Below are 13,795 nucleotides of genomic sequence, written 5' to 3'. Positions count from 1 at the left end.
CATCAATGAAAAGACAATCTAAAAATATACTATTATTACTCATTCCCTTTCTAATAGTAATTTTTCTTTTTAGCATTTTTATATACAATTCAGTATCTAAATATTCAGAAGATTATTTATTTAAATTATTAGAAGCTAGAGCTTTTAAAGTTGCTAAGGAGCAATTAGACAAGGAGAATGATGAAATCACTAGTGCTGTTTATGATTTGAGCACTGCTGAAAAACTCCCACATCAAAAAGATTTTTTTATTCCTATTAAAGAAAACAATGATTTCATTAACGAATCAAAGAAGATTGGTATTCCTATTTCTTTTTTTAAAACTGTTGTAGATAAAGGAAATGCCAAATTTGTTGATAAAAAATTCTTATACAAAGGCATTCGTTATGAATCAAATGCTGAAAATTTTATCGTAATCACGGCAGCTGAAAATTATTTTGAAATGAATCAAGCTCAAAACTTAATTCAGACGTTGCTTTTTGCTATTGGTGCTGCATTTTTACTTTTACTTTATATTTCTTTCTACTATTCTAAAAACATTTTTAAACCAATCACTATAATTACTGAAAAAGTGAAAGAAATTAGTTCTGAAAATCTTTACTTGAGACTAAATGATAATAATACCAATGATGAATTAAACGAATTAGCCAGAACATTCAACCAAATGTTAGACAGAATTGAAACTTCATTTGAAACACAAAATAATTTTATCAGCAATGCATCTCATGAACTTAGGACTCCTCTAACAGCTATTATTGGCGAAGCGGATGTTACACTTTCAAAGCCAAGAAATCGTGATGAATATATTGAATCCTTAAAAATTATATCGCAAGAAGCTGAAAAATTAGATAATAAGACTAAAGCTCTTTTATTTCTAGCCCAAACTGGATTTAATGGAAAGGTTCAGAAATTTGAAAAAATGCGAATTGATGAATTAATTTGGGATGTAAAAGAAAATCTAGAAACTCTAAATTCCAAAAATAAAATTTTTGTAAATATTGAACTTCTACCTGAAAATCCAATTAAATTAAAAGTCAATGGAAATAAACAATTGCTTCATCTTGCGTTGAGCAACATTATAAGCAATGGTTGTAAATATTCAAATTTTAATACTGTAACCATTTCAATTGGAGCTTCAGATGATTTTATTTATATAGTCATTAAAGATACTGGAATAGGTATTCCAATGAACGAAATAAAATACATTTACGATCCATTTTTCAGAGCTTCCAATACCAAAAACTACGAAGGATATGGAATTGGTCTTCCTTTATCACGAAACATCATACGAATGCACAAGGGAAAATTGATTGTAAACTCCATTGAGAATGAAGGCACTACAGTTCAAATAACATTACCTACATGGCAATCACTTGGACTTTAAAAAAACATAATTTCAGAAAAAATTAAGATTATTAACTAAATTTTATATTTTTCTAATTCTATTCTAATCTTAACATCTATATTTTAATTACATTCTAATCTTACCTTAAAACGGCTCTAACTTCGTACTTCTAAATTTGCAATATAAATTATTAACAACTTAGAAGTTATGAAAAAGACAATTTTAATTCCAACAGATTTTACAGTTCAATCACTAAATATTTTAAAATCAATTTTAAGTTCAAATCCATCAAATAATACATATAATATTATTCTTTTACATGGATTTAATTTAAGTGATTCAATTACGGATTTACTTTTCTTTTCTAAATTCCAACAGATAAATTCATTGTCTTCACCAGAATTTAAAGAAGCTTGTGAAGTGATTAAAAACAAATTTGCATCTCAAATAAATTCAATGACTATGGATTTATTTACAGGCTACACTATTTCTTCATTTAATAATTATATCGAAATAAATAAAATTGATGAAATTATTATGTCAGATATAGAGCCATCATTTAGTCATAAAAGCAGTTTCAATTTGTCGCGTTTTGTAAAAAAATGCAAAATGAGCCCTATTACAGTTAATTCTTCTATTAATGCAATTTCTCCTGAAAAAGGGAAAGTAGCAGAAGTATTTAGTCAGGTTTCTATTGGATAACCCAAAAAAATAAAAATCATGAAACTTGTATATAAATATTTAGCCTTTTTTAGCGTAGGTTTTATGTTGTTTTTAACATTAATAAGTATGGCTAAAAGTCCAGAACAAGTTATTGAAGGAAAATGGGAAGAATTAATTTGGGAATATGAAAAAGTAGATACAAATGAAAATTCGAATTTTGGTTTCAATAGCATTTCAAATTATGTAAAAAACATGATTAGCGAAAATCTAGTAATACATCAGGCAGAACAATGGAAATTTTTTCCAAACGGAAAATTAATTCTCGAAGGAAACGGTTATTCAAAACAAGTTTCTTGGTGTATGAAAGGTAGAGGAAACATTTTAGAGATTAAATATGACAATCAAAATGTAGAACACTATAATGTAACTGAACTTTCAAAAGACAAAATGATTTTAAATTTTGATACCGATGTTCATGCTCGAGGAATTGCTCGATTAACATTTAAAAAAATAAAATAAAATGCTTAGGAAATACAGTAACAGTAGATCACTTTCTGATAACATAAAACTAGGGACATTAACTGCTTTTACAGCTGGAATGGTAAATATTGGTTCATTGCTTTTATTTTTTTCATTTTCTTCAAATGTAACAGGTCATTATGCTATTTTAGCTTCTGAAATTGTAAAAGGCAATTATTATCAAATTGCTGTAGTTTTTTCTTGGGTTTTCCTGTTCTTTTTTGGAAGTTTTATTTCAAACTTAATCGTCATTCATTACAATCAAAAGAATCCTTACCTTGCTCATTCTCTTCCTTTAATTTTAGAAATAGCTTGTTTGCTTGCGGTTGGTTTTTATGGAGATTTTTTTTACAAAGAAACACTTACTGAAACTGAATTACTTTTAGCATTAATGCTTTTTGCAATGGGTTTACAAAATGGTTTAACTGCAAGTATTTCAAATTTTACAGTAAAAACAACTCACTTAACAGGAACAACAACAGATTTAGGGATTCTATTTTCAATGTTCACGAAAAAAGAATACAGAGACAACAAAGCCTTAAGAGGAAAAGCTAAATTATTACTTTCAATTGCTAGTTCATACCTTATTGGTGCTGTAATGGCTGGTTTTACCTATATGTCCTTAAGGTTTAAGATGTTCTATGTGGTAAGTATTTTACTTGTAATTATCATTTTTTATGATCTTTATAAGATACGTTTTAAACGTTTTATACATAAAAGAAAATATGTTAAAATAAATTGGATAACCGTAAAAACTTAATAACTATTAATATAAGGAAAAGAAGAATCAATTACTTCATAAAAATATGATTTGCTCAAAATTCTAAATCTCAATTTAATTAATTTTTTAGAACTTTTTATACAAACTTTTTAATTTGCATCATAATTCCAAGATGAATACCTTCATGGTAATTATTAAATTCAAATGCATTTTGAAGATTTGCTATATGAAATCCTGTTTTGGTTTGATAAGGATTAAAGGTATTAAAAATACCAGCATTAAAATCCAACATTGTTTTTTCTAAAGTCGAAAACAACATTTTTTTGATTTCTAATACTTCTTCATTTGAAACAAATTCTTGAGGTTTTGTACCATTCTGATACTTTTCAATCATTTGCTGAGAAATATTTACTGGCAATCCAGATAGTGTATAAACTAATTTTTGCTGAGAAACTATAACATGAGCAATATTCCATATTAAATTATTACTAAATCCTTCAGGAACTTTATTTAATTGTTCTAGTGAATATGTGTCTAAGAAATTTAAATAAATTCTTCTGCTTGTATCCCAAATTTGAAAAGTTGTCTCCATAAAAATTGTTTTTACGAAGATACTAAAATGATATATTAAAAAAATCCTAAAGTTTAGTTTTTAGCCCTGATGATAATGACATCCTTTTTCTTTTAAATACAAAGAAAAAGATAAAATGAACAGCAGGAACATGGAAAACAAATAAAAACAAAGTCATTCGCTTCTAATTTGTATTTTTGTAAAAAATTTAAAATGAATACTATTTACTATTTAGCTTCCTGTGATACTTGTAGAAAAATTATAAAATCTTTACCTAAAGATGCTAAGCTTAAGTATCATGACATAAAACAAGATCCTTTAACAGAAAAAGAAATTGATGAAATGTACAATCTTTGTGGAAGTTATGAAGCACTTTTTAGTAAAAGAGCCCAATTGTACAAACAACTAGGATTAAAAGATAAAAACTTAACAGAGGTTGATTTTAAAAAATATCTTTTAGAACATTATACTTTTTTAAGTCGACCTGTTTTTATCATTGATGATAAAATATACATTGGAAATAGTCAAAAAGTAATTAACGAAGTAATTTCTGCTTTAAGCTAATGTCTAAAAGAAATTGGGCATTAATAGGAGCTACTTTTGTTTCTATAATATATGGCGCTACTTTCACAGTTGCCAAAGACGTTATGCCTATTTATGTGGCTCCTTTTGGGCTAATTTTAATTAGGGTTTTAGGCGCTAGTATTTTATTTTGGATTATTTCAATTTTTGGACCAAATGAAAAAATCGCATTATCCGATTTCCCTAGAATAATGGCTGCTGCTTTTTTTGGAGTTGCTTTTAACCAACTTACTTTTTTTAAAGGGCTTAGTTATACGTCTCCTATTAGCGCTTCTGTTTTAATGGTTACAGCTCCAATAATAGTTTTAATACTATCTGCTATTATAATTAAAGAAAAAATTGAATTTAAAAAAGTCCTTGGAATTATAATAGGTCTTACAGGAGCAACAATTTTGATATTATACGGAAAATCGATTCATAATAATTCAAATGCGGGCTTTGGAAATTTTTTAGTATTTCTTAATGCATTTTCTTACGGAGTTTATCTTATTTTGATCAAGAAACTAATAACCAAATATGATGCACTTTCTTTTATAAAATGGATTTATACTTTTGGACTTCTCTATGTAATTCCTTTTGGTTATGAAGAATTTTCTCAAATTGAATGGCAAACTATTCCAACAACTATTTATTTTAAAATAGGCTATCTTGTTTTCTTCACAACTTTTTTAGCTTATTTAATAAACTTAATGGCAATGCGTCATTTGAAACCAACAACACTTTCTGTTTTTATTTATTTACAACCATTATTTGCAACTCTTTTTGCAATTAGCTTAGAAAAAGACGAATTAAACCCTGTTAAATTAATCTCAGCAGTATTGATTTTTATTGGTGTATATTTAGTAACCCAGAAAAAAAGGACTCCTACTTTGTAAACAATTTGCTTAAAACTTAGGACTAGAAACTTTTTCTTATCTTTGACTTCTTTTTTAAAGCAAAATATGATACTATCTATGACTGGCTTTGGTAAAGCAACTAAACAATTACCAAACAAAAAGATTAATGTTGAAATAAAATCATTAAACAGTAAAGGGCTCGATTTAAATGTTCGAATGCCTTCTGTTTATAGAGAAATGGAATTAGGATTGCGAAACGAAATTTCTCAAAAACTAGAAAGAGGTAAAATCGATTTTTCATTATATATAGAAGCTACTGGAGAAGAAACTTCTTCTAAAGTTAATGTTCCTATTGTTAAAGGATACATTAATCAAATGAAAGCTATTTTACCTGAAGCTGATGCAACAGAATTAATGAAAATGGCAGTAAGAATGCCTGACGCTTTAAAAACAGAACGTGAAGAGATTGACGAAAATGAATGGAAAGAAATCATGGTAATTATCAATGAAGCTTTAGAGAACATTCAAACGTTTAGAAAAGATGAAGGGTTATCACTCGAAAAAGAATTTCAACTTCGAATTTCAAATATTCGCAATTTCATGGAGCAAGCGCTTGCTTTAGATCCTGAACGAGTAAAAAACATAAAAGAACGTTTGCAAAATGCTATTGACGAATTAAAAGTTAATGTAGATGAAAATCGCTTTGAGCAAGAATTAATTTACTACTTAGAAAAACTAGACATTACAGAAGAAAAAGTTCGTTTAACTAATCATTTAGATTATTTTTTAGAAACACTGAATGGAAATGAAGCTAATGGTAGAAAACTAGGGTTCATTACTCAAGAAATGGGAAGAGAAATCAATACTATGGGTTCGAAATCGAATCATGCTGAAATGCAAAAATTAGTAGTGATGATGAAAGACGAATTGGAAAAGATAAAAGAACAGGTTTTGAATGTATTATAAAAGTAATTAGTAACTAGTGATTAGTACTTAGTCGATTTATGCAGGCTTTTGCTAATTACTACTTACCGATTACTAATAACTAAAAATATGAAGAAAGGTAAATTATTTGTGTTTTCTGCGCCTTCTGGTTCTGGTAAAACAACAATAGTACGACACTTATTAGGAAAAGAAGATTTAAATTTAGAATTCTCCATTTCATGTGCTACACGTGAGCCTAGAGGTCAAGAAATAGATGGAACAGATTATTATTTTATTTCTTGGGAAACATTTAAACAGCATATTAAAGACGAAGATTTTATTGAATGGGAAGAAGTTTATACCAATAATTTCTATGGCACCTTAAAATCCGAAGTAGAACGCATTTGGGCCTTAGGCAAACATGTTATTTTTGATATTGATGTTGTAGGCGGTTTGCGAATTAAGCATAAATTTCCTGAAGAAACGTTAGCCGTTTTTGTAAAACCACCAAGTGTAGACGAATTAAAACGCAGATTAAAATTACGATCTACTGAAAGCGAAGACAAAATCAATATGCGTATCGCTAAAGCTTCTGTCGAATTAGCCACTGCTCCTCAATTTGATAAAATTATTAAAAATTACGATTTAGATACTGCTAAAGAAGAAGCTTATCAGTTGGTGAAGGAGTTTATTGGGAAATAGTACTTAGTGGTTAGTCCTCAGTACTTAGTAAAAAGTGAATTTCTAGTAGTTAGTATTTAGATAAAATATTTTATGAGTGGCATTAAGTCTTATAAAGAATTACTTATTTGGCAAAAAGGCATTAGAATTGTTGTTCTAGTATATAAACTAACTCAGAATTTTCCCAAAGAAGAAGTTTATGCTTTGACAAGTCAGATAAAAAGGGCTAGTATTTCAATCCCTTCTAATATTTCGGAAGGATTCGGTCGTCAAACAGATAAATCATTTAATCATTTTTTGAATATTTCAAGAGGGTCTTTAAACGAATTAGAAACACAACTTATTCTTGCAAAAGAATTAGGATTTAATTTGGATGAAAAAATATTTAATGAAATTATGCTTTTGATTGAAGAAGAAAGTAAAATGATACATTCTTTTTCAAAAAAACTAAAAGAATAAAAACAGTAATTTAGCACTAAACATTAAAACTAAGTACTAACAACTAAGCACTATGTACTAAAAATGAAAATCGGATTGTATTTTGGAACTTTTAACCCTATTCACATTGGTCATTTAATTATTGCCAATCACATGGCTGAACATTCGGATTTGGACGAAATATGGATGGTTGTTACACCTCATAATCCTCATAAAAAGAAAAGTTCACTTTTAGATGATTATCATCGTCTACACATGGTTCATTTGGCAACAGAAGAATATTCACATATAAAGCCTTCTGATATTGAATTTAAGTTACCGCAACCTAATTATACCGTTCATACTTTAGCCCATTTGCAAGAGAAATATCCTAATTATGAGTTCTCTTTGATTATGGGGGAAGACAATTTGAATTCGCTACACAAATGGAAAAACTACGAAGTAATCCTTCAAAATCATGACATTTATGTGTATCCAAGATTAAATTCAGGTGAAATGGATGACCAATTTGCCAATCATCCTAAAATTCATAGAATAGGTGCTCCAGTGATTGAATTGTCTTCTACTTTTATTAGAAATAGTATTAAAAATAATAAAAATGTGGTGCCAATGTTACCGAATAAAGTTTGGGAATATGTAGAGCATAATTTGTTTTATAAGAAGTAATAAAGTTTTCTTACTTTTATAATTATTTATAAAAAATATTAGATGAAAAATTATGTTAGTAAGTTAATTGATCGTAATCTTCAAAAGAAAAGAGAGTCAGGAATAACTTCTTATGTTCTTTATTCTGTTTTAATTTTAGTTCTTTATAAAATAACTCAACTTTATCCAGAAATACCATTCAAAAAAAATTTTTGGGATGTTTTAAAAATTATTACACCTACTTTTAATATCTGTTTAGGATTGTTTTTTATCCTTTCAATTTACTTTGAAACAACAAAACATATTTCTTCAATTAGAGTAAAGTTAAATACTAATAAAAGAAATTTACTTGATGAATTTTTAATTATACTAGTTATCTTATTGCCTCTTGGATTTTCTATTTTATTAGCATATCACGAGTATTTTCATTTAAAAACATATAATTGGTATTCAATTATTATATCTGTACTTGAAGGTTTGTTTTTCATAATAACATTTCTTTTCTTATTATATGGACAAAAACAAATAAATAAAATAGAGATAACTGAAGGTTCTTCAAAAATAAATGACGACAGAGATTCATTTTCAATAATTATATATTTACTTAGTTTTTTTATAATTACTTACTCAATTATAAGTTTGTTTGGAATAAATTCAAATATTCCTAAACTAAGTGTTTTTATTTTTAGTATTTTATTTTATTCTGTATTTTTTATAATTCTAAAAATATTTCAATTGAAAGAAGGTGATAATTTAATAAAAGCTCTTGAAAATTTTGAATATGAAATTAATGTAAAAAATATTTCAGAAAACGATATAAAAATAGGTCTACAAAAAAATTATTTTGGCTTTTTAATAAATGATTGGATTACTTATAATTACCAATTAATTAGTTCTTTTGAAACGGGAATTGATAAAGAAATTGCAAATTTAGAAATACGTAAGGAAAAATTATCTAAAAAGAATAATACCCGAGCTGAAGAGTTAGACATAAAAAAACTTGAAATAGATGTTATTAGAAAAAAATCAGATTTTTATGTCAGTAAAATTAAAGAAGTAGATAGTTTTTGCTATAATTCTGAAATAGAAAGGAAAGATCAAATTGAATTATTAGATTTAAGAGAAACATTAGTTAAAAAGTTGAGAAAAAATAAATTATATTTTGACAATTAAAATCAAAATCCCACTAAGTTTTATAACCTAATGGGATTTTTTCCTTTAGCCAAAATGACAATATGATCTGAAATTTGTCTTAAAACTACCTCACTCTCTTTCGAATATCTTCCAAAGTATGATCTATCAATAATTTTCCATCTCTGAAGACTTCTTTCATTTCACCTTCTTGTTCTTCTTTCCAAGTAACATTATCCGTTAAGGTATAATTTCCATCTATTAAATCGATTTTCATTAAGCCTTTCGCTGATTTTTTGGTTCCGTCATCTGTAATGGGATCTTTAAAAATAGCTCTTCCTTCTCCGTTTACTTCTCCATAAGTCGCTTTCATGGCAAAGCCAAAGGTATCACGTGTGTTGTATTGATACGTAAACGAACCAATTCCTAAAACGACATTGGTAGACGCAAATCCTTTTTTCTTTAACTCTTCACAAATTTGAGTAGCTCTCTCAATTGTAATACTATCGCCATAAATCGCTCCAATTTGCGGAATCAATTCTTTATAGCCTTTTTCATTTGTGGTTCCTCCAAATGTATCCCAAAGCAATTCTACTACACCTTTTCGTTCTTGTTCGGTTGTTCCGTTTGGATTTCCGCATAAAATTAGAATTGGGTCACCACTATCTGGGCGAACGACTACTTTTCCTTCTCTGCTTATGATTTCTTCTTTTAGTTTTGGTAAATAATCCGTCAAAACTTTCCATAAATCCCAAGTATCGGAAACGATAGAAACAATTCCTTTTGGATAGACTTCACAAATTAATCTTTTGAAAGTATCGTATTCTCCTTCGGTTGTTCCCATACACATTACGGAATGTTCGGTTGCTGCTACTGAACCACCAATTAGTTGGTTATCTGAATTGGCATTATAGTATTCTTCTAGAAAATCAATTGCTGGAATCGTATCGGTTCCTGTAAAACTCAATAAATGTCCTGCTGCTGAAATTACGGCTGCTTCAATTCCTGCCATTCCTCTCATAGAGAAATCATGTGCTTGCCAATCCACAAATTCGGTAATCGAAGACGTTTCATGCGCAAATTTGTCCAATACTTTTCGGTATTGTTTCGCAATAGTAGCCGAATTACATGGCATCCAAACCACTGCTGATAATAAAGTTTCAAAATAGTTGGTTAACCAAAAGAATTCTGGTTTTGTATTGTACATCGTGAACATAGGTGTACGAATAGGCACAGAAACTCCTTCCGGCAAAGCTTTAAATACCATTGGAATATAACCTAAATCGTGTAAATCTTCAATATGTTGAATTCCAACTTGGTTTTCACCTAAATAATTATTGATTCTACGGGCATATTTTTTAGCTACTTCTTCTTTTGGTTTATTAAAGAAATGCGTTTGAAAATCTTCTAGTATGTATTTTTTGATAAAATATTGTAAACCGAAGAAAACAACCTCATCAATACCTTCAATCCTTGATTTTCTTGGTGTCCAGTTGGAATAAACTAAGGTTGTTCCAACTGGATATTGTCTTCTGTGATCTACTTTGTAACCGTCGGTTAATAGTAATGGGTTCATAATAATTATGTTTTACTTTATTATTTTAAAAAATTTAGATTCTGGTGCGTAAGAACCATAAATCGCGTCAAATTTAGTCTTTAATTTGTCAAAATCAACTTCTTGTTTATATTGATCCAAACACGTTAGCACTAAATTATTTTTTGTTGCATTTGAATATATTTGGTCTATTCGCAAGGCGTGAAGTAACAACTCTTCGTCTAGTTTTCCAAATCGAAGTTCTTTTTGATATTCGTTGTACACACAGGTTTCTTCTTCATTATTTACCAATTGGATATTTTCTTCATTTGGCATCCAACCACTTCCATGTCTAGTAGTGTAACATCTTGATACATAAAACAATTCTATATCTTGAATATCTAATTGCTTACAAATTTCTATTGCGTTTTTAGAAGTTGTGTTCGCATACGTTACATTAGGAAACACACCATGATCCATATCTAGCAAAATGCCTTGACTGCCTTCAAAGATAAAGGTTTCATAATTATTTAAAACTTCATAAGTAGTTATTTTCCAGTCTATTTTTTCAATACACTCTAAGAAATAAACTACTTCATTTTGTAACTGATTATCATTAGAAATGCCATAATAAGAAGCTATATTTTTCAATTTTTCAATCAGAAAATCTTTCGGACCTATTAAATCTATGGCAAATAACTTATACGCGCCTTCATTGCGTTTCATAGTGGCTCCAATTCCTTTTCCACAAGAACCGTGCGTTAAATTTTTGGTGTTATTTTGATTTTGCCAAACATCGAAAGGCGTGGTTACTTTGGCTAACGGATGAATATATAGTGTTGTATTTCCTTCTTTTTCCTTTAATTCTAGAAATTCATTATACAAAAGTGATGGATGAATAGTACAATGTTCACTAAAATAAGATGGTAAACCACGTAAAGCACCACTAGCAAAACTAGAATGTATGTGTTTTTTTTCGTTTAACATTACTGTATGTGCGGCTTGTTGTCCACCTGAAAAACGTATTACTATAGCTTCTGGGTTTTGGCTACAAAGGAAATCGGTTGTGATACCTTTTCCTTCGTCTCCAAATCCTAAACCAATAACCACTTTTGCTTTTTTCATTTATAACATATCAATATGGTCAAATCCTGTTGTTCCAGGAGTACTTAAATCTCCTGTTGATTCAGTTGTTCTTCCTGATTTTATTTTATGCTTCTCACAAATGATATTTTTAATCACATCTGGAATAGTTTTATAATCTTCTACTGAAATACAATTTTCTCCTAGTACTTCTTTCCAACCAATTTCTGCCGATTGGGCTCTTGTAGAATGCAAAACGCTAATGTGATAGACTTCGTATCGTTTTTTGGCTTCAGCCAATAATTCTAAATCGCTATACGTTTGTTCTCCACTTCCCATAATCTCTTTGATAGCAGAAGCTGGTAACACTTTTAAATTAGGTTCATCTCCAATTGTGAACAATAGTCCTTTTTGACCTCTTTTTTCGAAGGCATCAATTTTTGTATGAAACGCTGCAAAGTACCAAGCTAATAAATAACTTTCTCCTGCATTTCCACCACCACCAGATTCAATGTAGGTTCTAGTTAACCACATGTCTAGTTCTTCATCACCCGATTCAAATTGGCCAACCTGCAACGGATAACCATCGCATTCGTGGTCTCCAATTCCTAAGAAAAGAAGTGCTGGATCTGGAACACCACCATCTATAATTCCTCCCATTAGTTTTGGTAAACCTTCTTTTACTAATTCGTGAGGAATATGTCCCATACTTCCTGTTACGTCTAATCCTAAAATGATTGGGTACGAATTAGGATTTGCTTCAGAATCTCTAGCTTCTCTAAAGGTTACTCCATTAGGATTCATGGACTCATGAGCCATTCTTAATTTGTTCTGTGTAAAAATTTCATTAGCTGCTTTTGAAGCATATCCTTCTTTTGCTGCTTTACTTAACCGTGCACTAAAGTTATATTTTGTTCCTCCCATGATTAAAATGTTTTACCAAATAAGTATTCGTATCTTGTTTTTGCTATTTCGAATTGGATTTTTAGGTTTCTGATATTCAAAGACAACTCAATGTCTCTTTGTACAAAAGTATCAGGATTGAAATCGGCAAAGGTTAAACTGTTTTTGTCTAATGGACTGATGTCGATACAACTTTCTTGTTCTCTTTCTAATCGTTTTATTTTTAATTCGATGTCTTCAATGCGTCTTTTATAAATGAGTTCTGAGTCTTCTGCTATGGCTTTGGCTCTGTCTTCTCTTATTTGGTCGTTGTTTCTTCGTAAAGCGTCAACGAATCTTGGTTTTAAATCGTCACTCATATTTTTAGTTTTTATAGTTTTGAAATATATGTGTTTTCTTGTTATTATTCTTTAGTTATTTCAACTCAAATATACGTTTGTAAAAGTTCTTTTACATCATCATAAATAATGATTTTCTTGTCTAATCTAATTTCTCCCTTTTTCATTTGGATATAATGTTTGCACTACATCGCTTTGCCAAAATTCTTTCGTTTCAATATCTAAACAAGTTAGTTTCCCCATGAAAGCTGCTCCAGTATCAATATTCCAAACGTTAGCTTTATTCATAGGGGTATCAATACCGTAGTTTATAGTTGGAGTATGTCCAATATAAATTTCGTTATAATGTTTTAATCGTTTTGGATATAATTCACTAGTTTTTTTAAGATGTTTATCCATAGCTACTGCTGTTTCCCATAAGGTTCTATCAAAATAATAATCAGACTCGTTTTGTTCTTTTTCAACACCATGAATAGACGTAAATCCTGCATGAAGGAACAGCTTACTGTTTTTATGTATATAATAATTTTTCAAGTTCTGAAAAAACACCTTGTGATTTTCGTTAATTATATAACCTGTTTTTAAATAACTCTCTTTGGTTGATTTCCCTCCATGTTCTTCCCAAACAGGATTTGATGCTCCTAATTCCAACCATCTTCCACACCACAAATCATGATTTCCTTTGATAAAAATACATTCTTGATTTTCAGCAGTTTTTATTAAAAACTGAACTGTTTCTGCTGATTCGTTCCAACCATCAACGTAATCTCCTAGAAAAATTAATCTATCATCAATAGTGATTTTAGCTCTTTCAAACAATTGTTGTAAAGCTCTTAATCCTCCATGAATGTCTCCGAAAACTAGTGTTCTTTTTTGTTTCATT

The 13,795-nt window shown here is 29.2% G+C and carries 17 protein-coding genes; 11 read left to right on the top strand and 6 right to left on the bottom strand.

Annotated features, from left to right (window positions below; all coding sequences use genetic code 11):
• Nucleotides 1-5 precede the first annotated feature (5 nt).
• From SY27_RS12155 to SY27_RS12140, 4 genes are all read left to right on the top strand, one after another.
• A complete protein-coding gene (locus SY27_RS12155; RefSeq protein ID WP_045970656.1) occupies nucleotides 6-1,382 on the top strand; it encodes a HAMP domain-containing sensor histidine kinase in 1,377 nt (458 codons plus the stop codon).
• 168 nt (nucleotides 1,383-1,550) lie between these two features.
• On the top strand, nucleotides 1,551-2,045 hold the full coding sequence (locus tag SY27_RS12150) for a hypothetical protein (RefSeq protein WP_052705316.1): 495 nt from the start codon (nucleotides 1,551-1,553) through the stop codon (nucleotides 2,043-2,045).
• Nucleotides 2,046-2,063: 18 nt separating this feature from the next.
• Nucleotides 2,064-2,525, top strand: coding sequence for a hypothetical protein (locus SY27_RS12145; protein WP_045970654.1), 462 nt, complete (start codon nucleotides 2,064-2,066; stop codon nucleotides 2,523-2,525).
• A 1-nt stretch (nucleotide 2,526) separates the two neighbouring features.
• Entirely contained in the window at nucleotides 2,527-3,285 is a 759-nt protein-coding gene (locus SY27_RS12140) for a YoaK family protein (RefSeq protein WP_045970652.1), read from the top strand.
• 97 nt (nucleotides 3,286-3,382) lie between these two features.
• On the opposite strand, the gene SY27_RS12135 is transcribed toward SY27_RS12140, so the two are convergent.
• The gene (locus tag SY27_RS12135) at nucleotides 3,383-3,838 is read right to left on the bottom strand and encodes a DinB family protein (RefSeq protein ID WP_045970650.1); all 456 of its coding nucleotides are present in this window, start codon (nucleotides 3,836-3,838) and stop codon (nucleotides 3,383-3,385) included.
• 192 nt (nucleotides 3,839-4,030) lie between these two features.
• Here SY27_RS12135 and SY27_RS12130 point away from each other — a divergent pair, with 192 nt between their 5' ends.
• The 7 genes from SY27_RS12130 (at nucleotide 4,031) to SY27_RS12100 (ending at nucleotide 9,096) form a co-directional block, all read left to right on the top strand.
• On the top strand, nucleotides 4,031-4,381 hold the full coding sequence (locus SY27_RS12130; protein WP_045970648.1) for an arsenate reductase family protein: 351 nt from the start codon (nucleotides 4,031-4,033) through the stop codon (nucleotides 4,379-4,381).
• Complete coding sequence (locus SY27_RS12125; protein ID WP_045970646.1) at nucleotides 4,381-5,274, top strand: DMT family transporter; 894 nt, start codon at nucleotides 4,381-4,383, stop codon at nucleotides 5,272-5,274. The genes SY27_RS12130 and SY27_RS12125 overlap by 1 nt, the downstream gene beginning before the upstream one ends.
• Nucleotides 5,275-5,340: 66 nt before the next feature.
• Nucleotides 5,341-6,201, top strand: a complete 861-nt coding sequence (locus SY27_RS12120; protein WP_045971137.1) for a YicC/YloC family endoribonuclease — start codon at nucleotides 5,341-5,343, stop codon at nucleotides 6,199-6,201.
• 87 nt (nucleotides 6,202-6,288) lie between these two features.
• Complete coding sequence (gene gmk / locus SY27_RS12115; protein WP_045970644.1) at nucleotides 6,289-6,861, top strand: guanylate kinase; 573 nt, start codon at nucleotides 6,289-6,291, stop codon at nucleotides 6,859-6,861.
• A 72-nt stretch (nucleotides 6,862-6,933) separates the two neighbouring features.
• Nucleotides 6,934-7,299 carry a four helix bundle protein gene (locus tag SY27_RS12110; protein WP_045970642.1) on the top strand — a complete coding sequence of 122 codons (366 nt, stop codon included), beginning with the start codon at nucleotides 6,934-6,936 and terminating at the stop codon, nucleotides 7,297-7,299.
• A 63-nt stretch (nucleotides 7,300-7,362) separates the two neighbouring features.
• Entirely contained in the window at nucleotides 7,363-7,944 is a 582-nt protein-coding gene (nadD, locus tag SY27_RS12105; protein WP_045970640.1) for a nicotinate (nicotinamide) nucleotide adenylyltransferase, read from the top strand.
• A gap of 42 nt (nucleotides 7,945-7,986) precedes the next feature.
• Nucleotides 7,987-9,096: a hypothetical protein gene (locus SY27_RS12100; protein ID WP_045970638.1), complete on the top strand. Its 1,110-nt coding sequence runs from the start codon at nucleotides 7,987-7,989 to the stop codon at nucleotides 9,094-9,096.
• 85 nt (nucleotides 9,097-9,181) lie between these two features.
• Here SY27_RS12100 and SY27_RS12095 read toward each other — a convergent pair whose 3' ends face one another.
• From SY27_RS12095 to SY27_RS12075, 5 genes are all read right to left on the bottom strand, one after another.
• The gene (locus SY27_RS12095; protein ID WP_082084356.1) at nucleotides 9,182-10,630 is read right to left on the bottom strand and encodes a nicotinate phosphoribosyltransferase; all 1,449 of its coding nucleotides are present in this window, start codon (nucleotides 10,628-10,630) and stop codon (nucleotides 9,182-9,184) included.
• 12 nt (nucleotides 10,631-10,642) lie between these two features.
• Nucleotides 10,643-11,713 (bottom strand): adenylosuccinate synthetase, encoded by a 1,071-nt coding sequence (locus SY27_RS12090; RefSeq protein ID WP_045970633.1) that lies wholly within the window; start codon nucleotides 11,711-11,713, stop codon nucleotides 10,643-10,645.
• A complete protein-coding gene (locus SY27_RS12085; protein WP_045970631.1) occupies nucleotides 11,714-12,595 on the bottom strand; it encodes a hypothetical protein in 882 nt (293 codons plus the stop codon). It abuts the gene before it with no gap.
• A gap of 2 nt (nucleotides 12,596-12,597) precedes the next feature.
• Nucleotides 12,598-12,933 (bottom strand): hypothetical protein, encoded by a 336-nt coding sequence (locus SY27_RS12080; RefSeq protein ID WP_045970629.1) that lies wholly within the window; start codon nucleotides 12,931-12,933, stop codon nucleotides 12,598-12,600.
• A 126-nt stretch (nucleotides 12,934-13,059) separates the two neighbouring features.
• The gene (locus SY27_RS12075; RefSeq protein WP_045970627.1) at nucleotides 13,060-13,794 is read right to left on the bottom strand and encodes a metallophosphoesterase; all 735 of its coding nucleotides are present in this window, start codon (nucleotides 13,792-13,794) and stop codon (nucleotides 13,060-13,062) included.
• Nucleotide 13,795 lies beyond the last annotated feature (1 nt).

It is taken from the genome of Flavobacterium sp. 316 (assembly GCF_000967805.1).
GTDB classification, from domain to species: domain Bacteria; phylum Bacteroidota; class Bacteroidia; order Flavobacteriales; family Flavobacteriaceae; genus Flavobacterium; species Flavobacterium sediminilitoris.
This window is presented reverse-complemented; position numbering and strand designations above follow the sequence as displayed.